The sequence below is a fragment of the Acidovorax sp. FG48 genome (assembly GCF_057809085.1).
In genome coordinates this window covers 224,023-244,150 of sequence record NZ_JBMDJH010000004.1, presented here as the reverse complement: position 1 = coordinate 244,150, position 20,128 = coordinate 224,023, and the positions used below count along the sequence as shown (strand labels likewise).

Annotated in this window: 24 protein-coding genes and 1 pseudogene; 21 read left to right on the top strand and 4 right to left on the bottom strand. The window is 56.9% G+C overall.

The features are described 5' to 3' along the window. Positions 1 to 27: 27 nt before the first annotated feature. Positions 28 to 648, bottom strand: coding sequence for a hypothetical protein (locus ACODSU_RS08150; RefSeq protein WP_488841494.1), 621 nt, complete (start codon positions 646 to 648; stop codon positions 28 to 30). A gap of 115 nt (positions 649 to 763) precedes the next feature. On the opposite strand from ACODSU_RS08150, the gene ACODSU_RS08145 reads away from it, so the two are divergent. From ACODSU_RS08145 to ACODSU_RS08105, 9 genes are all read left to right on the top strand, one after another. After that, entirely contained in the window at positions 764 to 1,189 is a 426-nt protein-coding gene (locus ACODSU_RS08145; protein ID WP_488841492.1) for a LexA family protein, read from the top strand. A 7-nt stretch (positions 1,190 to 1,196) separates the two neighbouring features. Beyond that, a complete protein-coding gene (locus tag ACODSU_RS08140) occupies positions 1,197 to 1,319 on the top strand; it encodes a Y-family DNA polymerase (RefSeq protein ID WP_488841490.1) in 123 nt (40 codons plus the stop codon). A 137-nt stretch (positions 1,320 to 1,456) separates the two neighbouring features. After that, positions 1,457 to 1,714 carry a hypothetical protein gene (locus ACODSU_RS08135; RefSeq protein WP_488841489.1) on the top strand — a complete coding sequence of 86 codons (258 nt, stop codon included), beginning with the start codon at positions 1,457 to 1,459 and terminating at the stop codon, positions 1,712 to 1,714. Next, positions 1,711 to 2,883, top strand: coding sequence for a tyrosine-type recombinase/integrase (locus ACODSU_RS08130; RefSeq protein ID WP_488841487.1), 1,173 nt, complete (start codon positions 1,711 to 1,713; stop codon positions 2,881 to 2,883). The genes ACODSU_RS08135 and ACODSU_RS08130 overlap by 4 nt, the downstream gene beginning before the upstream one ends. Then, positions 2,883 to 4,229, top strand: a complete 1,347-nt coding sequence (locus ACODSU_RS08125) for a hypothetical protein (protein ID WP_488841485.1) — start codon at positions 2,883 to 2,885, stop codon at positions 4,227 to 4,229. The genes ACODSU_RS08130 and ACODSU_RS08125 overlap by 1 nt, the downstream gene beginning before the upstream one ends. A gap of 41 nt (positions 4,230 to 4,270) precedes the next feature. After that, positions 4,271 to 5,461, top strand: coding sequence for a tyrosine-type recombinase/integrase (locus tag ACODSU_RS08120; RefSeq protein ID WP_005798254.1), 1,191 nt, complete (start codon positions 4,271 to 4,273; stop codon positions 5,459 to 5,461). Between the two features lie 79 nt (positions 5,462 to 5,540). Continuing rightward, positions 5,541 to 5,906 carry a type II toxin-antitoxin system RelE/ParE family toxin gene (locus ACODSU_RS08115; protein ID WP_317702402.1) on the top strand — a complete coding sequence of 122 codons (366 nt, stop codon included), beginning with the start codon at positions 5,541 to 5,543 and terminating at the stop codon, positions 5,904 to 5,906. Continuing rightward, positions 5,899 to 6,237 (top strand): XRE family transcriptional regulator, encoded by a 339-nt coding sequence (locus ACODSU_RS08110; protein WP_488841482.1) that lies wholly within the window; start codon positions 5,899 to 5,901, stop codon positions 6,235 to 6,237. The genes ACODSU_RS08115 and ACODSU_RS08110 overlap by 8 nt, the downstream gene beginning before the upstream one ends. Before the next feature lie 14 nt (positions 6,238 to 6,251). Further along, positions 6,252 to 6,437, top strand: coding sequence for a hypothetical protein (locus tag ACODSU_RS08105; RefSeq protein ID WP_488841480.1), 186 nt, complete (start codon positions 6,252 to 6,254; stop codon positions 6,435 to 6,437). A 482-nt stretch (positions 6,438 to 6,919) separates the two neighbouring features. Here ACODSU_RS08105 and ACODSU_RS08100 read toward each other — a convergent pair whose 3' ends face one another. From ACODSU_RS08100 to ACODSU_RS08090, 3 genes and pseudogenes are all read right to left on the bottom strand, one after another. Then, positions 6,920 to 7,276: a hypothetical protein gene (locus tag ACODSU_RS08100; protein WP_488841753.1), complete on the bottom strand. Its 357-nt coding sequence runs from the start codon at positions 7,274 to 7,276 to the stop codon at positions 6,920 to 6,922. A 45-nt stretch (positions 7,277 to 7,321) separates the two neighbouring features. Continuing rightward, positions 7,322 to 7,479 (bottom strand): annotated as a pseudogene (locus ACODSU_RS08095) (IS3 family transposase); the annotation flags it as partial. Positions 7,480 to 7,609: 130 nt separating this feature from the next. After that, positions 7,610 to 8,557: a LysR family transcriptional regulator gene (locus tag ACODSU_RS08090; RefSeq protein ID WP_488841478.1), complete on the bottom strand. Its 948-nt coding sequence runs from the start codon at positions 8,555 to 8,557 to the stop codon at positions 7,610 to 7,612. A gap of 169 nt (positions 8,558 to 8,726) precedes the next feature. Here ACODSU_RS08090 and ACODSU_RS08085 point away from each other — a divergent pair, with 169 nt between their 5' ends. From ACODSU_RS08085 to ACODSU_RS08030, 12 genes are all read left to right on the top strand, one after another. Next, positions 8,727 to 9,233 (top strand): cupin domain-containing protein, encoded by a 507-nt coding sequence (locus ACODSU_RS08085; protein WP_488841476.1) that lies wholly within the window; start codon positions 8,727 to 8,729, stop codon positions 9,231 to 9,233. Positions 9,234 to 9,265: 32 nt separating this feature from the next. Beyond that, positions 9,266 to 10,273: a hydroxyquinol 1,2-dioxygenase gene (locus ACODSU_RS08080; RefSeq protein ID WP_488841474.1), complete on the top strand. Its 1,008-nt coding sequence runs from the start codon at positions 9,266 to 9,268 to the stop codon at positions 10,271 to 10,273. A 52-nt stretch (positions 10,274 to 10,325) separates the two neighbouring features. After that, complete coding sequence (locus tag ACODSU_RS08075; RefSeq protein ID WP_488841472.1) at positions 10,326 to 11,834, top strand: aldehyde dehydrogenase family protein; 1,509 nt, start codon at positions 10,326 to 10,328, stop codon at positions 11,832 to 11,834. Between the two features lie 17 nt (positions 11,835 to 11,851). After that, the gene (locus tag ACODSU_RS08070; protein ID WP_488841470.1) at positions 11,852 to 12,841 is read left to right on the top strand and encodes a tripartite tricarboxylate transporter substrate binding protein; all 990 of its coding nucleotides are present in this window, start codon (positions 11,852 to 11,854) and stop codon (positions 12,839 to 12,841) included. 2 nt (positions 12,842 to 12,843) lie between these two features. Beyond that, complete coding sequence (locus tag ACODSU_RS08065) at positions 12,844 to 13,905, top strand: maleylacetate reductase (protein WP_488841468.1); 1,062 nt, start codon at positions 12,844 to 12,846, stop codon at positions 13,903 to 13,905. Between the two features lie 43 nt (positions 13,906 to 13,948). Further along, positions 13,949 to 15,202 (top strand): ABC transporter substrate-binding protein, encoded by a 1,254-nt coding sequence (locus tag ACODSU_RS08060; protein ID WP_488841467.1) that lies wholly within the window; start codon positions 13,949 to 13,951, stop codon positions 15,200 to 15,202. A 17-nt stretch (positions 15,203 to 15,219) separates the two neighbouring features. Next, the gene (locus tag ACODSU_RS08055; protein WP_488841465.1) at positions 15,220 to 15,939 is read left to right on the top strand and encodes an ABC transporter ATP-binding protein; all 720 of its coding nucleotides are present in this window, start codon (positions 15,220 to 15,222) and stop codon (positions 15,937 to 15,939) included. Between the two features lies 1 nt (position 15,940). Beyond that, on the top strand, positions 15,941 to 16,645 hold the full coding sequence (locus tag ACODSU_RS08050) for an ABC transporter ATP-binding protein (protein ID WP_488841463.1): 705 nt from the start codon (positions 15,941 to 15,943) through the stop codon (positions 16,643 to 16,645). Positions 16,646 to 16,647: 2 nt separating this feature from the next. Continuing rightward, a complete protein-coding gene (locus ACODSU_RS08045; RefSeq protein ID WP_488841461.1) occupies positions 16,648 to 17,502 on the top strand; it encodes a branched-chain amino acid ABC transporter permease in 855 nt (284 codons plus the stop codon). A 20-nt stretch (positions 17,503 to 17,522) separates the two neighbouring features. Next, complete coding sequence (locus ACODSU_RS08040; RefSeq protein ID WP_488841459.1) at positions 17,523 to 18,563, top strand: branched-chain amino acid ABC transporter permease; 1,041 nt, start codon at positions 17,523 to 17,525, stop codon at positions 18,561 to 18,563. A 22-nt stretch (positions 18,564 to 18,585) separates the two neighbouring features. Then, positions 18,586 to 18,912, top strand: a complete 327-nt coding sequence (locus ACODSU_RS08035) for a Dabb family protein (protein WP_488841457.1) — start codon at positions 18,586 to 18,588, stop codon at positions 18,910 to 18,912. Between the two features lie 121 nt (positions 18,913 to 19,033). Continuing rightward, a complete protein-coding gene (locus ACODSU_RS08030) occupies positions 19,034 to 19,867 on the top strand; it encodes an intradiol ring-cleavage dioxygenase (protein WP_488841455.1) in 834 nt (277 codons plus the stop codon). Positions 19,868 to 20,128: the final 261 nt, after the last annotated feature.

Here is a 20,128-nt window from a genome sequence, read left to right as displayed (position 1 = left end):
CTTTGCTGAGCCTGGTAACCCAGGCTGTTAGAAGAGTCCGCTGGCCTTGGCGGGGGCGGGCCGACGCTGAATCGAGAGGCTGCGGGAGGGCTGTGTCCTGACCATATCGCCACTGAGGCTGGAAGGGCAGGACTGAAAGTGCACCAGGTTGAGCGCCGTGGTGGTTGATGTTTCTTCGTCCGTCCATCCCACCGACATCACGCCCGATTTCAGGGTGAAGCTGTTCCCGTTTCGGTAGATGCACTGCTCGTCCTTGCGGCCATCATCCAGCTTCGGTGGACCGTACTTCCCCTCAAGCTCAGCCCGGATCTTGTTCTCCATGGCTTCATCGGGGAGTTGGATGTTGATGACCGAAAGAGACTCCCCCTTGAAGCCAAGACTGAGTTTCACAGGGTCGGGAGAGAAGGGCAGTACCGCCTGGGTCGTGTAATAGTCGTCGGCCACAGGTGCTTTGGTCGGCAGCTTCAGCTCCTGCAGGGGACCTAGCAGCTTGATAGCGCCGCTGGAGTCGCCTTGCTCAATCGCGCTCTTGCTCATCCCCATCTTGAGGTATCCGAGCCCCACGGGGCCTGCAGCCCAAACAGGAAGGGCCAGGGATGCGAGAAGAGGGAGGGCGTACAAGCCAAGACGGTGAGCGGTGGGGGCCATGCGAAGCGTTTGTTACAACTTGCAGAAAGTATATCGGGCTGCTTCTGGTGATAGGGCCTCGGAGTTGCTCGTTTTGGCGAATCCTGTATATTCATACAGTGTGAAACGTGACCTATTGCCTACCCTCATTTCTGACCAGCCCCTGGTGCTTCCTGTGGGTGGTGACGTGGTGCGTGCAGGCTTTCCATCACCGGCAGAGGATTTCCATGTTGATCGCCTGGACCTCACAGCCATCCTTGTGACGCATCCCCAGGCGACTTTCCTGCTACGGCTGCGCGGGGATTCGATGAAGGACGCGGGGCTCTTCGACGGGGATCTGCTGGTGGTGAACCGGGCCCTCAAGCCTGTGCACCAGGATGTGGTGGTCGCCGTGGTGGACGGAGAGTTCACCTGCAAGTCGCTGTGGCTCAAGTTCGGGCGCATGAAGCTGGTGGCTGCGAACCCAACATACCCTGAAATCGTCCCAAAAGACGGGCAGACAGTCGAAATCTGGGGCGTCGTGACGGCCTCGATCAAGCGCTTTCGCGGGGGCGGCAGGTGAGGTGGCCATGTTCGCCCTTTTTGATGCATCCAACTTCTACGCCTCGGTAGAACAGAACTTTCGACCCTCCCTAAAAGGCCGTCCTCTCATTGTGATGTCCTCCAATGATCTTACTGATCAAGTTTGTTAGTAGCATGCATCCTGTCATGGGACTCTTGGTATTCGAATTCATCGTCTCATTGAGACGAGTAGCAGGTGGGGGCCTGGGGGAGGAAAGGGAGTGCGATGAGACCTGTGGATAACTCGGACCTAGTCCGGTGGCGGGAGATGGATTCAATCCATGTCCTGCGTTTGCTAGCTGAACATCTCAAAGAAGATGCCTCGTTCCACCCACGATCGAGTCATCTGACCACGCGTTGGCACGCCCATGTTGCTGGCCATGATTGGGAGTTCTTGTGCACCGGAACGAAGTTTTTAGATGTGCGAATGAACCGAGGGGGTGGTGGCGCCATTGATTTGGTCATGCACATTCATGGCCTCAATTTCAAGGCAGCCGCAAAGCTGCTGAAAGAGAGGGGGCTGTGAGGCTTGTGCTAGCCACAACCGACCTCAAGGTTGAAGGCCGTTCGTTTGCGGGTTTCCCGTTGCTTGTCAACAATGACGGATGGCCCCTGGAACCAGCGCAGTCGTTCCTGTGGGACACATTAGTCACCCATGGAAGCATTGAGAGCAAGCTCACTTGGGAAGCGTATGGCCGCAGGCTGTACGACTACTTTGCATTCCTGTCTGCCAACGAGCTGATCTGGAACGAGGGCCCAAAGCCGCATGGGCTAAGCGTTTTAGCCAAGTATCGCGACTGGTCGCTGGGCGAGTTAGGCCTGAGTCCAAATACCGTGAACAAGCGGTTGAACCTGGTTGTGCGGTTTTACGATTGGTGTAAACGCAAGGGCTACATCTCGCATCTGCCATTCGGTATGCGCGATGTGCGGACGCCATCCCATCAGGGATTTCTAGCCCATGTGGAGCGCACGGGCGGCGTTGTTTCTAAGCCGATGGTGATGGCCCGTGAGCGAAAAGCAACTATCAAATTTTTAAGCAAAGAGCAGGTCAGGCAGTGCCTTGGCGCGAGGCTTGATGCAAGCCATGCGCTTTTGTTCAACCTGATGGTGCGCACCGGGATGCGATCCTGCGAAGCGCGCACCTTTCCACTCACATATGTTTTCAATCCGAGAACATATAAGGGACTGACGCCCGGACAGATGATCCGCATCAATCTGGAGCCGGCTGACATGCACATCAAGTATGGCAAGCCCAGAAGCGTGGACGTGCCGTGGTCGCTAATGGAAGACATGTGGACTTATTCCCTGCACCAGCGAGAAGTGCGGCGGCAACGATTGGGGCAGGCGCCTGCTGCGCTTGTTCTGACAGAGCTTGGAACGGAATTCTCGAAAGGCGCCGTCGTGGACGCGATGAAATCCATTGAGAAAAAGGTAGGTTTTCCGGTTAGGGCGCACATGCTGCGTCACACCTACGGAACCTACACTCTTTCCGCTCTGCGCAAAAGCTCTGCATTTCAGGGTGAGCCGTTGCTGTATGTTCGCGACCGCATGGGGCACTCTGATGTGCAGACCACAGCGATCTATCTACATCTGATCAATCAGTTAGACGCGCAGATCGTTCTGGCGCATGAGGACGAAATGGACGTGCTGTTCGCCAATGGTGACGATGAGCCTGTTGCGAGGGGGAGTCGTTGATGGCCCGGACCAAGGACTACAAAGCAAAGACATCTGAAATCTCACCCGGACTTGGAGCTGAATTTGGACCAAGCGACGCGATGCTCGCGTTGCCGCCCAATCCCCGAGACCATAAAGTGATTGACCTGAGCTCGTGGCTGGGGCGCGGCTTTGACGACTGGGTTTGGGCGGCAATCGCCATACTGAAAGCGCGGCTCCGCAGTGGAAACTATTCGGTGGCAACCATCGGAAGTTTTGCATCCAACGGGATCAAAGTGTTCCTGCCATACCTTCTGGAGAACTTTGTGGGCAGTGTGCCCTTACGGCCGTCTGACTTGACACCGGAGCACGTCGCCCGTTATGTGAGATGGCTTAAGCGCAAGTATCCAAACGGCACCACGGCCAAGAACTATTACTCTGCCTTCAAGTCAGTGGTAGTCGGTCTTATCGATTACGGCTTCATTGACCAACCCGATGAGACATTGCTGCCGGCCAATCCATTCCCATTGAATGGCCTAGCTACACGCGGCGAGAGCGCTTTAAGCCAAGCCGAGATGCAGAAGTTGGCGACTGCTCTCAAAGCCGACCTTATTGCCATCCACCACGGGCGGTTTTCTGGAACGGAGTCAGAGGCCACCGTGGCTCTCATGCTCATTGTTGGCATGCGCTCGGGCATCAATCTCACCCCGCTTCTGGAAATGAAGAGGGACTGCTTGGCCCCTCACCCGTTCATGCCAAACCTCATGCTGGTTAGAACCTTCAAACGCAGGGGAAAAGGCGCGCAATCCACGTCACTGCGACAGACCAGCATCCATGATGTTGCGGCGTCTATCCCCATGGATGGTGTGGCCGTGCTCAAAAAAGCGCTGGAAATTACCCGGGTCCTGGTGCCCAGTGCACCAGAGTTCGCCAAGGATCGTGTTTGGCTCTACCGCTCTTCGCAACGTGGAGAGAACAGGGGGCAAACGCTTTCTCTGACGGCGGGAACCGTGTCCCAGCTTACCAGGGCGATCGTTCAACGCCACGGACTGCAATCCGATGACGGCGCACCATTGCGCGTGACTCTCGGACGCCTGCGCAAGACGATGGAAAATCGACTCTGGAGGCTTAGTAACGGCGATCTGCTTGCTGTGTCCGCTGTGATGGGACATTCCCCACGAGTCGCAGACAACCACTACTTGCGTCTTGACGACCGCACCAAGGCGGAGAGGGCGGCAGTCGAACCCAGGTTTCACTTGGCATCAGAAAATCTCAAGAAATCAAAGAATAACCTAATAAAAACAATGGGTTATGATTTTTTGTTGTTTCACGGCGTTTCTGATGGCATCTCTCAATCTCGTGTTTTTTCCGTATACTTTTCCGTATAACGAGGCCAAAATTTGGGTCTCGTCTCCGTCGAACTCCACCCATGGTCAAAGCCAACAAACTCACTCAATTGCAAGCTACCAGGCTCAAGGAGCCGGGCCTGCATGGCGACGGTGCCGGCCTGTGGCTCAAAGTCACCGAAGGGGGCTCCAAGTCCTGGATTCTGCGCTACGCCTTCAACGGCCGTGAGCGCTGGACGGGGCTGGGGCCATACCCCGAAGTCTCCCTGGCCGATGCCCGCGACAAAGCCATGGCCTGGCGCCGTCAGGTGCGCCAAGGCATCGACCCCATGCAAGTCAAGCACCAAGCCGCTGCCGTGGCGCGTGCCGAGCAAGCCAAAACCATCACGTTCGACAGTTGCGCCGAGCGCTACATCGAATCACACCGCTCGGGCTGGAAGAACGCCAAGCACGCCGACCAGTGGACGAACACGCTGCAAACCTACGCAGCCCCCATCATCGGCAAGATGGATGTCGCGCTGATTGAAACCGCGCACATCATGCGCGTGCTTGAACCGGTGTGGCACACCAAGGCAGAAACCGCCTCGCGCCTGCGGGGCCGTTTGGAAGCTGTGCTCGATTGGGCCACCGTGCACCGGTACCGCACGGGAGACAACCCCGCCCGCTGGAAAGGCCACCTCGACGCACTGCTGCCTGCACGCTCCAAAGTTGCCAAATCAAAGCACTTTGCTGCACTGCCATGGCGCGACATGAAACCCTTCATGGCCGAGCTGCGCCAGCAAAGCGGCATTGGTGCGCTGGCTCTGCAGTTCACCATCCTCACCGCCGCCCGCTCAGGCGAAGTGCGCGGTATGGCCTGGTACGAGGTGGACTTCGAGCACAAACTGTGGACCGTCCCTGGCGAACGCATGAAAGCCGGTAAAGAGCACCGCGTACCGCTATCGGATGCTGCTATGCAACTGCTGGAGTCTTTGAAGGACACCAAGCTGGCAGATACCGACATCGTGTTTCCCAGCACGCGTGACCACAAACCCCTCTCCGACATGACGCTCACCGCCGTGCTGCGGCGCATGAAGCGCGACGACATCACCGTGCACGGCTTCCGGTCCTCGTTTCGGGACTGGGCAGCGGAAGCCACCGACTACCCCCAGGAAATGGCGGAAATGGCGCTGGCACACATTGTGGGCAACAAGGTGGAGGCAGCTTATCGGCGCGGGGACATGCTGGAGAAGCGGCGCGCGATGATGCAGGCGTGGGCTGAGCATTCGCTATGAACACCGTGCAGTGATGTTTGATCAACCAGCCCGATACCTATTCCCTTGACGGAATATTCCTTGGAGGCTATATTTAACTATGTCTTGGGACGTTGAGTACACCGATGAGTTTGAAGCGTGGTGGGAAGGTTTGTCTGAGCAGGAGCAAGTGTCCTTGGCAGCTTCGGTAGCGTTGCTGGAAGAGCGTGGCCCCTCACTCGGTCACCCCCATAGCAGTGGTATCAACGGTTCTCGCCACGGGCACATGCGTGAATTGCGCACGCAGCACGGAGGTCGGCCGTTTCGCACGCTGTATGCCTTTGACCCTCGCCGAATGGCAATTTTATTGATCGGCGGTGATAAGACGGGTGATGACCGCTGGTACGAAGTGCATGTGCCAATCGCTGATCGGTTGTATGACGAGCATCTGGTCCAGCTTCGCCGTGAAGGAGAAATAGATGGCTAAGAAGTTTTCTGAATTGCGGGCTGCAATGAGCCCTCAAGCGCGCGCTCAAGCAGCTGAGCTCGCGCAAACCATGCTGGATGAAATGCCACTGCACGAGCTGCGCCAAGCTCGGGGGCTGTCGCAAAAGATGCTGGCGGATGTGCTGCATGTGCAGCAACCCTCTATCGCCAAGATGGAGAAGCGCACAGACATGTATCTTTCAACGCTACGCAGCCACATCCAAGCGATGGGGGGTGAGCTGGAAGTCATTGCACGGTTTCCAGATGGGGCGGTGAGGATCAGCAACTTTGCGGAACTGGGTGCTCCGACACAGGCTGCAATGCCCTCGTGAGTGGTTCCCGTCCAATGGAAGCTGCACTGCCTGCGGAAGCAAAAAAGGCTGCCAGCCCGCTGCTGGCCGCACTGCATGACATTGCTACCGACCTGCACAAAGCGGGCTTCATGGATCTGAGGTCCCTGCGTGAATACGATGCGCTGTGCTTGGATGACGGAGTGTTCGAGGAAAACGACATCGTCATGCAGCGCTCCTAGCTGCAGATCATTCAGGGTGTGCTCGCGGCGTTCGTGAACACCTCAACGTTATCGGTGGTGCAGCGAGACGCTGGCTACAAGCGTCCTGGCGGAGCTGCGCGTCGCGTACTGGGTCTGCTCAAGCGCAAGGGGCTAGAGGCTTTTGCTTGATGCTCTTCACAACCAGCGGAGGTCGCTCATTCACTAGCAATTCGTCGCAGTGTTATTCGCGCGTACAACGAAAAGCGGATCAAGACCTCAACATCACACTCACCGTCGTGCTGCGGCGTATGCAGCGCGACCACACATCGTGGGCATCAAAGTGGAGGCAGCCGACAGGCGCGGGAATGTGCTGGAGAAGTGGCGCGCGATGATGTAGGCGCGGCCCGAGCACTCTCCTTAAACATCGGTCATAGGCTCTCTGGGTATTTGCGAAATCGAGCATTTCGGAAGTGGATTGCACGCGCTTGTGGGGTTCGTTTCTTCGCCGGTTCAATGTAGTGTCAAACAAAGCCGACGGGGTTTTGGGCATCCTGCTTGAGCGTGCATTCGGCCTCCAGAGCTACCACCATTGCATCGGCGCCGCGCACGGGGCGAAAGCGATGTTGGCGCAGCACGGCGGCAAAGTCACCGGGAGTGAGATACCTGCAGCGCGCCAGCCCTGCCTGCTCGGCACCGCCAGGCGCAGGCAGTCCCAGGTGTGAGCAGTGGCTTTGCAATAGTGCCCAGGCTTGCTCGGTGCGCAAAAAATCCAGCTTGATCTTCAAATCAAAACGGCGTGGCGCGGCGGGGTCTAGCCCCTGCATGAGGTTGGTGCTGGCAATCAGCACGCCATTGAACGCTTCCATTTGCGTGAGCATTTCGGTCACCCGTGTGACCGCCCAGCTCAGGTGTGCGTTCCTGGAAGCATTGCGCCGCTGTTCGATAAAGGCCTTCAAGGCTTGAGTGGGCGGTCGGGTTCCAGCTGCGCGAGAAACGCTTTGATCAACTTCAATATCTCGTTGGCCCGGCGCAATTCCTTGACCTCACGCTCCAGGTTCTTGGCTCGCAGGGCTTCGGCTGCAGGCCGATAGCTTGGGCTCGTCGCCGTTCGCACTGAACTCTGTGACATCGGTTGAACATCAAACGCTTCCTCCACCAGAATGGAAAATCGCACCTTACGTGCCGGCTCTATCCAGCCATGCGATTCGCAGCTAAACATCGATTAACTGATCCGATATCAACCCACGGTCGATCAGCTGTGCGTCCCAGGGGGGGGTCTTGGAAAAACTGGACATGATGTGCTCGATGAACAGGCGTAGCTTGAATGCATTTCTGGAGGTGGATGCATACACCGCACTCAACCAGAATGAAGACAGCAGGTGCTCTGCCAGCACCACCTCTAGCTCGCCCTTGAGAATAGCGTCAGCGGCGACGAGGGTGGGTAAGCAGACGATGCCCGCATTTTCAAGCGCATACTCACGTAGCAAGTGAACGCTGTTGGTAAGCAGTGCGGCACTCAGATACAGCGTAATCGCTTGCCCCTCGTGATGAAATGTCCAGCGGTCTCGGCTTGGGTAGCCCGAGTAGAGCCCGAGCTTGTGGTTGTATAGGTCGCGTGGATCACGCGGACGGCCTCTCTCCTTGAGGTATTGGGGCGTTGCGCAAAACACGCGGCGAACAGGGAATAGCCCACGCGCAATGAGCTCGTTGGTCGCGGGCGGAAAGATCTGTAGCGCGCAATCCACGCCGGCTTTTACCGGCTCCACCACAGTGTCGCTGACGATCAAGTCAAGGCGAATGTCGGGATAGGTGCTCTGAAAGTGGTGCAGTACCGATGCAAAGTGACCCAGAACCAAGCCTGTCAGGGCATGCACTCGCAGCGTGCCTGCAGGAGAGTTACCCGCATCGCGCATCTGGTCGGCGATGTCATTCGCCCGCCCCACCAACTCCAGACAATCCCGCAAATACGCTTGTCCCACTTCGCTCAAACGCACCATGCGTGTGCTGCGGTGAAACAAAGGGGCCCCCACGTACTGTTCCAGCTGCTTCACCCTTGTAGTCACGACAGAGCGTGATACACGTAGCTGCCGAGCAGCCTCTACAAAGCTCTGGGTTTGGGCCACCCTCACAAAAGTTTCAATGTTCTGCAATCGGTCCATGGCGAAGCGGCACCTTTTTAGGGGCTGGGGTGGGGGCTTTTTTAGGGGAAAACCCTGCTGATTGTTCTGATTAGCCGAACAATTCTGTGGCATTTTGCTCCCTACTGCTATCCCCCCACATTGACTAAATTACGTTCATCGCAGAGCAACTGACGAACGGAGACACAGCATGAGCGTGAATTACCAGACCAAATTTGGGTCTTTGAAAAGCTTTGAGAAAGGCCGCGTTGAGCCCATCGATGACGATGTGAAGCATTACGCGTTTTCCAATTGCTTCGATATAGCGAACAAATCGAAACCTTACGAGAAGGTTGTTTTCGGACAAAACCAGATCTATGTGCTGGAAGCGCTGCGGGCCGAAGGCACGTCCCCCTGGTTCACTTGTGCACACGATGAGTTCGCGTTGAACATGGATACCGATGTGGAAATCCATTTGATTCAACTGGACCCCACCCAAACCGTACAGGATTCTGAAAAGAACGGTGCGGTACTGGTTCAGGGCGAGCCCCAAGGCAAAAAAATGGGCTGGATGAAGCTCAAGCGTGGCCATCAGGGCATGCTGCCTAAGAACACAGCCTATCAGTTCCGTGCAGCCGAACCGAGCGTTATTGTGCTGCAGACCTGCAAGGGCGACCTGACAGTGGAAAAGTGGGCAGATATCTGCCAGACCGCCTGATTCACACTGAACACACCGACAGGAGATATTCCATGAACGCACCCACAGAATTGGCAAAGGTCATTGCCACCCAACCCGACGCTACGATGGGCTACAAGGCCTTCACCTTGGGCTCATTTGGTTTTCGTCGTGACGAATACTTTGCGCACATCAGCTGGAAGACTCGCGATGGCCGGCCTCTGTCGCACACGATGGATGTGGGCGCATTCCTTTGTGCGCTGATGCGTGATGTGGCTTGGGGCTTCTTTTATGGCGGGGTCAATTTCGATGATGTGATTGGTACCGTCAATCACTATTCGTCCGTGGATCTGCAGGCTGGTGCCTTCAACGGCACGATGAAAGCGGCTGGCGTAGATCTGCTAGAGAATTTCCCAACCTCCCAAATGAAGGCCACGTTCGAAGATATGCTCGACGACTGGACCAACGAAGGTTTTGACCCTTTTGCTGCACCTCAGGAAACAGGCACGCCTTACGGTCGCAAGAACGGGCATAACCGTCCAGCCATTACCCGTGCACGTGAATTGGCAAGCCGTTGCGTGGGGCTGAAGGATGACCTGGCCTTGCGCACTGACGAGCGCGGTGCACCGATCAATCGCGCGTTTGCAGACGTACCCCAAGATGAGCCGGAACTGCACCCCGAGCCTGGCTTCGAAGCCGACATTCACGCCTTCAACCTCTTTGCCTTCTTGAGCCGTTCGCAGGTGACCTGGAATCCTTCATTCACTAGCGTGGTCAAACATAGCTACATGTGTCCAACCACTGAAGAGCATATTTTGCCGATCATGCATTCGAATGATCGGGTGGAGTGGTTCTTTCAGATGAGCGACGAAATAGCGTGGGACTGTGCGGACAAGAACACAGGTAAACCTCTGGCCCGCGTGATCATGAAAGCTGGCGACATGGCTGCGATGCCTGCGTACTGTCGTCACCAAGGGTATAGCCCAAAGCGCTCGATGCTGCTGGTCTGGGAAAACGGATCCCCCAAGCTGGTCTATGAGATCCAGAACGGGGAAGCGCCGGAAGTTCCGGTTCAGTTCTAACCCTCTTTCCCTATCCCTGATTCCCCGCTGAAGCGCGGGGTTGGAGCACTTCATGAGTCTCGCAGACGTTGCCGCTGCGGCAGGCCTGACTACGCCTGTTCGTCACCAGCTTTTCATCAATGGTCAGTTTGTCAATGCGGAGTCTGGCGAGACGTTGCCCACGCTGAACCCGCATGACAACTCGGTGATCACCGAGGTTGCAATGGCCGGTAAGGCAGATGTTGATAAAGCGGTGGTGGCTGCCCGAAACGCGCTTCCAGCCTGGAGTGGCATGGCGGCGATGGACAGAGGCCGCATCCTGCTCAAGCTCGCTGATCTGATTGAAAGCAATGCCGAGGAACTGGCCCGGCTTGAGTCTTTGGACACTGGTCACCCAATCCGGGACTCGCGCTTCTTGGATGTCCCTCGTACGGCGGTCACTTACCGCTATTTCGGCGGAATGGCTGACAAATTTCAAGGCGAGCAGATTCCTGTCGAGTCGGGCTTTCTGAACTACACCCTGCGTGAGCCGGTGGGTGTCGTAGGGCAGGTCGTTCCCTGGAACTTTCCATTGATGTTCACGAGCTGGAAAATGGCACCGGCTCTGGCTGCAGGCAACTGTGTGGTCATGAAGCCGGCCGAAATCACTCCGCTTTCTTCGCTCAAGATCGCAGAGCTGATGTCAGAGGCGGGCATGCCTGACGGGGTGGTCAACATCCTGCCTGGCTTGGGTCATGTTGCTGGTCAGTACATTGCAGAGCATTCTGATATCGGCAAGGTCGCTTTTACAGGTAGCACCGCTACAGGTCGCCGCATCGTGCAGGCGAGCGCTGGAAATCTGAAAAAAGTGCAGCTGGAGCTGGGAGGCAAGGGCGCGAATATCGTCTTCGACGACGCGAACCTGATGGCAGCTGTCAATGGGGCAGCTTGGGCCATTTTCCATAACCAGGGGCAGGCCTGCATCGCCGGTTCTCGCCTTGTGCTGCACGAGAAAATCGCCGACGCCTTCCTTGAAAAATTTATCCCTCTCGCTCGCAGCATCCGTCTCGGCAATCCGATGGATCCGCAGACTGAAATGGGTCCACTGACCAGCCTAATGCACCGGGACCGCGTTCTGAGCTATGTGGACGTGGCACGCGACGAAGGCGCAGAGATCCTCGCCGGTGGAAAGGCACCTAGCGGTGTGTTGGCTGCTGGTTGTTATGTTGAGCCTACCGTTGTGCGCGCCCGCACTTGGAAAGACCGTGTGGCGCAAGAGGAGGTGTTCGGCCCCTTTGTCACTGTAATCACCTTCAAGAACGACGAAGAGGCACTACAGATCGCCAATGGCACCGAGTACGGACTAGGTGGTGGCTTGTGGACCAGCAACCTGCAACGCGCGCACAAGTTTGCCCGTGACATGAAGAACGGCATGGTCTGGATCAACTGCTACAAGCGCGTGAATCCTGGATCCCCTTTTGGCGGGGTCGGCGCATCCGGTTATGGCCGTGAGATGGGTTTCGATGCAATGCGCGAGTACACCCAGGTCAAGAGCATCTGGGTGAACGTCGATGCCCAAATCCAGCCTTACTACCCCCGCTGAAATTAGGCCAATTCACCATGCGAATTCACCCATTGTTTCGGCGTGCGCTGGCTACTGCAGTGGCGTTTGCGGCATCCGGTTTCGTCTCGGCGCAAGTCCCCGTTGCCGCCAGTTGGCCCACGAAGCCAATCCGCATTGTGGTGCCCTTTCCTCCGGGCGGCATTGTGGACACCGTGGCTCGTCAGTTGCAGCCCCGCCTCCAGGCTGCTCTTGGACAGACTTTGATAGTTGACAACCGTAGCGGTGCGGGTGGCACGATTGGTGCGGCTGAAGTGGCCCGCGCAGCGCCAGACGGCTACACCCTGCTAATGGTGTTCGACAGCTATGCGACATTCCCGCTCGTGTATCCCAAGCTGGCGTTTGATGTGGCGAGGGATCTGGTGCCAGTCACGCAGATAGTGAGCAACCCGCTAATTCTGGTGGTCAACCCCAAAGTCAGTGCCGACAATCTACCGGGATTTGTGCGTCTGCTTAAGGACCAGCCGGGCCGGCTTAACTACGCCAGCGTGGGAGCGGGCTCCAGCAACCATCTCACCGCCGAGTTGTTCAAAAGTGTCAGCGGTACCTTCATCACGCACATACCTTACAGGGGCGGTGGCCCTGCGCAGCAGGATTTAATGGCGGGCCAAGTGGACATGATGTTCTTGTCTGCCGTACTGGCGCAGCCCCATGTCAAGGCAGGAAAATTCAAGGCCCTGGCACAGACTGGCGCACAGAGGGTGCCCGCCTATGCAGGGGTGCCTACCGTTGCCGAGTCGGGCTTCCAGGGCTTTAACGTCAATTCCTGGGTGGGGCTCCTTGCCCCCTCGGGGACGCCGCGTCCGGCGATCGATAAGCTGCAGCAGGAAATTGGCAAGATCTTGAAGGACCCTGAGTTTGCGAAACGCCTGACTGAACAGGGGTTGAGCGCCATTGGCAGCACCCCGGAACAGTTTGGCGCCGAACTCAAGGTTGAGCAGGACAAGTGGACTCGTTTGGTGCGTGAACGCGGTCTGAGCTTGGAGTAGCCATGAAAACCTTTGTCTACCAGGCTCAGCCCTCGCGCGTTGTATTCGGCCCCGCAGCGCTGGCTCGCTTGCCCGAAGAAATTCTGGCTCTGGGAGCTCAGAAGGCCTTGGTTCTCTCAACTCCTGAGCAGCGTAGTAGTGCCGAGCGGGTGGCGAATTTATTGGGGGCTCGAGCAGTAGGCATCTTTGATCGTGCAGTAATGCATGTGCCCATCGAGACCGCACGCGAGGCGCGCGAGGTAGCCCGGCAACTGGGCGCTGACTGCGCGGTGGCTATCGGCGGCGGATCCACCGTGGGGCTGGGAAAAGCGATTGCGCTGGATTCCGGTCTCCCCATTTTGGCGATTCCCACCACGTATGCCGGCTCCGAGATGACGCCCATCTATGGCATCACCGAAGCGGGACTCAAAAGAACAGGCCGCGACTTGAGAGTGCTCCCACGCACCGTGATTTACGACCCGGAGTTGAGCCTGGGCCTACCCGTAGCGATGAGCGTGACCAGCGGCATCAACGCACTGGCACACGCGGCTGAGGCGCTATATGCCGTTGATGCCAACCCGGTGATGAGTTTGATGGCGCAAGAGGGCATTGCCGCTCTGGGGCGGGCTATTCCCCGTATTACCCAGCAACCAAACCATATGGACGCACGTAGCGACGCTCTTTACGGCGCCTGGTTATGTGGCACGGTGTTGGGTCATGTAGGCATGGCACTGCATCACAAGCTGTGCCACACCTTGGGTGGCACCTTCAACTTGCCTCATGCTGAAACGCACACCATCGTCTTACCCCATGCGTTGGCCTACAACGCCAGCGCTGCGCCCGAATCTATGGTGCAAATTGCCCGCGCACTACATGCGGAATCTGCTCCGCAGGCGGTGTACGACTTGGCTCGCGAGCACGGTGCGTCCGTGGCGTTGCGCGACCTGGGTGTGTCCGAGTCCGACCTGGACAAGGCGTGTGATATCGCCTTGCAGAACCAGTACCCCAACCCTCGCCCTCTCGAGCGAGTCGCTTTGCGCCAGTTGCTGCAGAACGCCTTCGACGGCGTGCGACCTCAGGCCTGATTTCCCCATGGATTTCCCTCACCAAAAGAACTAGGAGACAACGATGACGATCCAACGCAGACATTTCACCCAAGGCCTCGCTGCATTCGCAGCTTCTGCCGCAACCCCCATGGTTTGGGCTGCTGACACGGTCAAGATTGGCTACGTCTCACCCCAGACCGGTCCCCTGGCACCATTTGGCGAGGCCGATAAATGGGTCATCGAGCAGATGACGGCCGCCTTCAAGAATGGCATCGTCATTGGTGGTAAGAAACACGCGGTGCAGGTCGTCCTTAAAGATAGTCAGTCCAACCCCAATCGGGCGGGCGAAGTGACCAATGATCTGATCCTCAAGGACAAGGTAGCACTGGTGCTTACCGCGGGCACGCCGGAAACTGCAAACCCTGTCAGCGACGCCTGCGAGTTGAACGAAGTGCCTTGTATCTCCAGTGTGGTGCCCTGGCAGCCTTGGTTCTTTGGTCGTAAGGGCGATCCGAAGAAAGGTTTTGACTGGACCTTCCACTTCTTCTGGGGTCTGGAGGACGTTATTGCCAACTACAGCAATGGCTGGAATAGCGTGGCCACCAACAAAAAAGTGGGGGGCTTGTTCCCCAATGATGGAGATGGAAACGCCTGGGGCGACAAAGAGCTCGGCTTTCCCAAGCCATTGCAGCAGATGGGCTATCAGCTTACGGATACGGGACGTTTCCAGAACGGTACCCAAGACTTCAGCGCACAAATTGCGGCCTTCAAGAGGGATGGTGTAGAGATCGTGACAGGCGTTGTTATTCCGCCGGATGCCAAGACCTTTTTAACCCAGGCCAAGCAGCAGGGCTTCAAGCCCAAGATCATCACACTGGGCAAGGCTTTGTTGTTCCCTGGTGCGATCGAGGCTCTGGGAGATTTGGGAGAAGGCCTGAGCACTGAGGTGTGGTGGAGTCCTTCCCATCCATTCAGCTCCAGCCTGACACAACAGAGTGCAAAGGCTTTGGCTGATGCCTATGAAGCCAGTACTAAAAAGCAGTGGACTCAGCCTATCGGCTTCGCACATGCGCTGTTTGAAATCGCGTCCGATGCGCTCAAGCGCAGCAAGACTCTGAAGGCGGCGGAGGTTCGTGATGCTGTGGCGGCGACCCGACTCAAGACGGTGGTTGGCGATGTGGCATGGGGTGGCCAAGGACCTTTTAAAAATGTCAGCAAAACTCCTTTGGTGCTGGGTCAATGGGTCAAAGGCAAAAAGTATAAGTACGACCTGGTCATCGTGAACAACGAGACCGCCAAGGCCATTCCAGTGGGCGGTGCCCTCAAATTGAACTGAGAGGCCAAGGCACAGTCATGTCATTGCTCGCATTGCATTCGGTCAGCAAGTCCTACGGATCGCTCAAGGTCACCGACAACATCAGTCTGTCGGTGGAGTCGGGCGAAACCCTGGGCATCCTCGGCCCAAACGGTGCGGGCAAGACCACTCTGTTCAACCTGATTTCCGGCGATGTGCGCGTGAGTAGCGGCCGCATCGAGTATCAAGGGGAGGACGTAACCTCACTGCCGTCACACTTGCGTTGCCATAGAGGCATTGGGCGCAGTTACCAAGTACCTCAGCCCTTTGGCAACATGAGCGTATTCGAAAATTTGGTAACCGCTGCCTGCTTTGGCGGTGGTCACACCGAACGTCGAGCCTGGGACACCGCAGTACGTGTACTAGAACAGACGGGACTCTCTGCCCATGCCAACAAGCCGGCCGGTTCGCTGACTTTGCTCAATCGTAAGCGGTTGGAGTTAGCCCGTGCTTTAGCCACCGAGCCGCAACTGCTGCTGCTCGATGAGATCGCTGGGGGGTTGACCGAGCACGAGGCACATGTGCTGGTGCAGGAGTTGAAACGCATCAAGGCTCAAGGCGTAACCATGATCTGGATTGAGCATGTGGTGCATGCGCTATTGGCGGTGGCTGACCGCCTGTTTGTTATCAATTTCGGCCAAAAGTTAGCTGAGGGCTCACCCCAGGCTGTGATGAATGACGCCGAGGTCCAGCGCGTTTACATGGGCATGGAGGTTTGATATGGGAGCGGCTTTGCTTAAGGCTAATAACCTTCAGGCTTTCTACGGCGATGCCCAGGCCCTCTTTGGAATTGATTTCGGTCTCGATGCGGGGGAGCTCGTGGCCATCATCGGCGCCAACGGAGCGGGTAAGAGCACCTTTCTCAAGTGCCTGACCGGCCTTGTCAAGGCACCTCATGAAGCTATCCTCTGGAAAGGACAGCCTATTGGGGGGCAGCATCCAGGCTCCATTGTTCGCCAGGGCTTAGCTATGGTGCCCGAAGGACGGCGCCTATTCCCATCCCTCAGCGTAGAAGAAAACCTGCGCATGGGTGCTAACGCACAGCGCCCTGGGCCCTGGAATTTGCAGCGCATCTACCAGCTGTTCCCGATCTTGCAAGAGAAACGCAGCTTGCCAGGCACGTCTCTTTCCGGCGGCCAGCAGCAAATGGTCGCCATTGGCCGTGCACTCATGAGCAACCCTGAAGTACTTCTCTGTGATGAGTTGTCCTTGGGTCTCGCGCCGATCGTGATCCGTGAAATCTACGCTGCCATGCCGTACATCACCGCCGAAGGCATGGCAGTTGTCATCGTCGAGCAGGACGTTTCGGCCGCCCGCAATGCATCGCAGCGACTGTATTGCTTCCAGGAAGGTCGGGTGTCGCTGCAAGGTGAATCCCAGACGCTGACCAAAGAGCAGATCAGCCACGCGTATTTTGGAGTGTGATCATGGAGACGCTGTCACAAGGCCTGTTGCTAGGGGGGCTCTACGGGCTGTTCGCTCTCGGCCTTTCCCTGATGTTTGGTGTCATGCGGCTCACCAACACCGCCCATGGGGATTTCATCATCCTTGGCGCGTTTGGCGCTATCTCGCTGGTTGCCTTGGGGGCAGCGCCATGGCTTGCCATCATTTTGCTGATGCCCTTGGCTTGGGGCTTGGGATATGGCCTGCAGCGTTATGTGCTTAACGGCACCCTGGGCAAGGACCCTTTGCCCTCGTTGGTGGTGACGTTTGGCCTGTCAATAGTTATTCAGAACCTCTTACTCGAGTTGTATTCCGCCGATCCCCGCTCAATGGAAACGGGGGGCTTTAACACCCTGGGTTTTGCGATCACAGCTGATTTCTCGGTAGGGGTTCTTCCGGCGGTGATATTGCTGGTGGCCGTCTTGGCCACCGTGGGTCTTCAATGGTTGTTTAACCATACCGACATGGGGCGGTCGTTCCGTGCCGTGTCGGACGACCGTGAGATTGCCGAACTGATGGGACTCAATGCGCGCAAGGTATACGCGCAGGCAACGGCGCTCGCGCTGGTTCTAGTTAGCCTGGCGGGTTCCCTGCAGGCCATGCGTACCACTGTCTCCCCAGCCGACGGCCCACTTTTACTGCTGTTTGCCTTCGAGGCCGTAATCATCGGAGGCATGGGAAGTTTTTGGGGCACCTTGGCGGCAGCCATGTTGCTGGGCATCACGCAGCAGGTAGGCTTTCGCTTGGACCCTGGCTGGGGCATCTGGGCTGGACATTTGATGTTTTTGGTCGTGCTGGTGTTCCGGCCCCAAGGCCTTTTTCCCAAGACCCGCAGCTGAGGGCGTAGCAAATGAACACGATGACTTTTTCTCCAACCTCCGAGGTCGCTATGTCTCCAGCGAACCCCTCCTTTGAGGTAGTACGCAGCACACGCGCCAGTTTGTACCTGCTTTGCATCGCGCTCGTCTTGGTTGTGTTTGCCGCTAGCCTGCCGTTCTGGGGCGAATCCAGCTGGATGCGTGAGTTTGTTGAAATTGCCTGCTACTTCATCTTCGCGATGATGTGGAACCTTATGGCAGGCTATGGCGGTATGGTGTCGATTGGCCAACAGGCATTCTTCGGCCTGGGTGGATACACCATGCTCGTGCTGGGAAACTTTTACGGCATCAATCCGTTTGTTGCGGTGGTGCTGGGGGCCCTGGCAGCCGGCTTGGTGGCGCTGCCTGTATCCTGGGTGGCGTTCAAGCTGCAAGGCGGTTACTTTGCCATTGGCACCTGGGTGATTGCTGAAGTGTTTCGCCTAACCTTTGCCAACATCTCTGCCGTTGGAGGCGGTTCTGGTACCACGCTTACTGCACTGCGCGGTATCGACAAGGCCACCCGGGAGTCGACCACTTACTGGATGGCCTTGGCCTGCGTGGTCACCTCGATTGTGCTGGTCTACCTCTTTTTGCGCAGTAAACGTGGCCTGGCGTTGCTGGCTATCCGTGACAACGAAGTCGCCGCACGTTCGCAAGGCATTGCAGTGGGGCGCATGAAACTGGCGGTATACGCCGTATCTGCCTTTGGTGCGGGCCTCGCGGGTGCGCTGTACTTCGTAAGCAATTTGCGAATCAGCCCCGACGCTGCTTTCAGCGTCAACTGGACAGCTTTTGCAATTTTCATGGTGGTGATTGGTGGCATCGGTTGCATTGAGGGGCCGCTCGTCGGTGCCTTTGTGTTCTGGACGTTGAACAAGTTCTTCAGTGACTACGGTACTTGGTACCTGCTAGGACTTGGGCTGCTTGCTATCGTGACCACCGTTTATTTCAAACAGGGCCTCTGGGGCTACGCGCAGCGGCGCTGGGGATGGACGCTGTTCCCCACAGCTCGGTTGCTCCGAGTCCAGTCAATGCGTTGATTCGATCACGCGTAAAAACACCATGAGTAGTTTGCAAGGTTCGCCCATCGCGCACATCGTCGCGTGGCGGCTTAATGGCGCCACGCCCGAGGAACGGATTCGTCAGGCAAACACGGTGACTCATGCCTTCGAGACATTGCGAACGCAGATTCCTGGGCTGCTGCAGATGGAGGTCGGTGCCAACGTTATTGAAGCCCCTGATGCGTGGGATGTGGCGCTATACATGGTTTTTGCCAGTCGCGACGCGCTGGATGCATATCAGACTCATCCGGGACACTTGAAGATCAAGACCCTGGTGGGGCCGATGCGATCTGCTCGTGTGCAAGCGGACTTCTTCACGTCTGGCTGAATCTACTGATTATTTTATTGCTGCACCAAGGCTGATTACGAGAAGTGGGAGATCGTCACTTCCCGAGATTGATTGCAACTCGATTGATCCCTTATCACTAAAAATTTTCCGAGTTCGCTGTATGCAAAACTTCAACCGGATGAACATCACTCAGGCAGTGCTAGAGCGTCTTGCCAATACGCCAGACCCCCGCCTCAAGCAGATCATGCAAGCGCTAGTGCAGCACATGCATGCCTTCGCTCAAGAAGTGCACCTCACGGAGGATGAGTGGTTTAAAGGTGTGCAATTTCTCACGGACGTGGGGCAAAAGTGCACCAGCACACGTCAGGAATTTATTCTTCTCAGTGATGTGCTGGGACTATCGATGCTGACTGTTGCAATGAACAATGAAAAACCTCAGGGTTGTACCGAGGCGACGGTCTTTGGTCCGTTCTTTGTGAAGAACGCTCCGCAAGTACTCAACGGCGCGGATATCGCAAATGGCGCGAAGGGTAACCCCTGTGAAATACGTTGCACCGTCTGCGGAGTGGATGGCACACGCATTGCCGGTGCCATCGTTGATGTATGGCAGGCCGACGATGAGGGCTTGTATGACGTCCAAAAGCCGGAGCTTGACCACGCGCAGGCCCGCGCCCGGCTGACAACTCAGAGCGATGGCAGCCTGCATTTTCGCAGTGTTGTGCCCGAGGCCTATCCCATACCGACAGATGGGCCAGTTGGAAAGATGCTGCTTGCGACCGCCCGTCACCCTTGGCGGCCAGCGCATCTGCATTTCATGGTGAGCGCAGAGGGTTACGAGACACTTATCACCCATGTCTTTCGGGAAGGCGATCCTTATCTGCAAACGGACGCAGTGTTTGGTGTGAGACCCTCCTTGATCAAGGGATGGAAGAGTCAATCCGATGGAAGTATCTTGCTTGAATATGACTTCGTCCTGAACCCCAAAGCAAGTTGAATTCTGGTGCACTGTCGGCAATGGCGAAGGCAGCCACCCTTTCACGCTTTGGCGTAACGTTGGGAACGATCCACACCGCCTGTTCTCGTTAGCTTGTGAGAGAACATTCCTACGTGGATTTGCACAGTTCGCGCCATCCTGGCTGGCGCCAGTGTGCGCCACATTTCAGCTTAGTAGCGCCAATCCTGGTCTCGAGTGTTTTGTTGACGTCTGACTTCCCAGGTGTCCCGAACTCCTTCGCGTCAACCGCCTTTGGCTTTA

Bases quoted from the DNA above. Each gene is read 5' to 3' on its own strand.
- ACODSU_RS08150 (WP_488841494.1), bottom strand. From the start codon at position 648: ATGGCCCCCACCGCTCACCGTCTTGGCTTGTACGCCCTCCCTCTTCTC.
- ACODSU_RS08140 (WP_488841490.1), top strand. From the start codon at position 1,197: ATGTTCGCCCTTTTTGATGCATCCAACTTCTACGCCTCGGTAGAACAG.
- ACODSU_RS08135 (WP_488841489.1), top strand. From the start codon at position 1,457: ATGGATTCAATCCATGTCCTGCGTTTGCTAGCTGAACATCTCAAAGAA.
- ACODSU_RS08125 (WP_488841485.1), top strand. From the start codon at position 2,883: ATGGCCCGGACCAAGGACTACAAAGCAAAGACATCTGAAATCTCACCC.
- ACODSU_RS08120 (WP_005798254.1), top strand. From the start codon at position 4,271: ATGGTCAAAGCCAACAAACTCACTCAATTGCAAGCTACCAGGCTCAAG.
- ACODSU_RS08115 (WP_317702402.1), top strand. From the start codon at position 5,541: ATGTCTTGGGACGTTGAGTACACCGATGAGTTTGAAGCGTGGTGGGAA.
- ACODSU_RS08110 (WP_488841482.1), top strand. From the start codon at position 5,899: ATGGCTAAGAAGTTTTCTGAATTGCGGGCTGCAATGAGCCCTCAAGCG.
- ACODSU_RS08105 (WP_488841480.1), top strand. From the start codon at position 6,252: ATGGAAGCTGCACTGCCTGCGGAAGCAAAAAAGGCTGCCAGCCCGCTG.
- ACODSU_RS08100 (WP_488841753.1), bottom strand. From the start codon at position 7,276: ATGCTCACGCAAATGGAAGCGTTCAATGGCGTGCTGATTGCCAGCACC.
- ACODSU_RS08090 (WP_488841478.1), bottom strand. From the start codon at position 8,557: ATGGACCGATTGCAGAACATTGAAACTTTTGTGAGGGTGGCCCAAACC.
- ACODSU_RS08085 (WP_488841476.1), top strand. From the start codon at position 8,727: ATGAGCGTGAATTACCAGACCAAATTTGGGTCTTTGAAAAGCTTTGAG.
- ACODSU_RS08080 (WP_488841474.1), top strand. From the start codon at position 9,266: ATGAACGCACCCACAGAATTGGCAAAGGTCATTGCCACCCAACCCGAC.
- ACODSU_RS08075 (WP_488841472.1), top strand. From the start codon at position 10,326: ATGAGTCTCGCAGACGTTGCCGCTGCGGCAGGCCTGACTACGCCTGTT.
- ACODSU_RS08070 (WP_488841470.1), top strand. From the start codon at position 11,852: ATGCGAATTCACCCATTGTTTCGGCGTGCGCTGGCTACTGCAGTGGCG.
- ACODSU_RS08065 (WP_488841468.1), top strand. From the start codon at position 12,844: ATGAAAACCTTTGTCTACCAGGCTCAGCCCTCGCGCGTTGTATTCGGC.
- ACODSU_RS08060 (WP_488841467.1), top strand. From the start codon at position 13,949: ATGACGATCCAACGCAGACATTTCACCCAAGGCCTCGCTGCATTCGCA.
- ACODSU_RS08055 (WP_488841465.1), top strand. From the start codon at position 15,220: ATGTCATTGCTCGCATTGCATTCGGTCAGCAAGTCCTACGGATCGCTC.
- ACODSU_RS08050 (WP_488841463.1), top strand. From the start codon at position 15,941: ATGGGAGCGGCTTTGCTTAAGGCTAATAACCTTCAGGCTTTCTACGGC.
- ACODSU_RS08045 (WP_488841461.1), top strand. From the start codon at position 16,648: ATGGAGACGCTGTCACAAGGCCTGTTGCTAGGGGGGCTCTACGGGCTG.
- ACODSU_RS08040 (WP_488841459.1), top strand. From the start codon at position 17,523: ATGACTTTTTCTCCAACCTCCGAGGTCGCTATGTCTCCAGCGAACCCC.
- ACODSU_RS08035 (WP_488841457.1), top strand. From the start codon at position 18,586: ATGAGTAGTTTGCAAGGTTCGCCCATCGCGCACATCGTCGCGTGGCGG.
- ACODSU_RS08030 (WP_488841455.1), top strand. From the start codon at position 19,034: ATGCAAAACTTCAACCGGATGAACATCACTCAGGCAGTGCTAGAGCGT.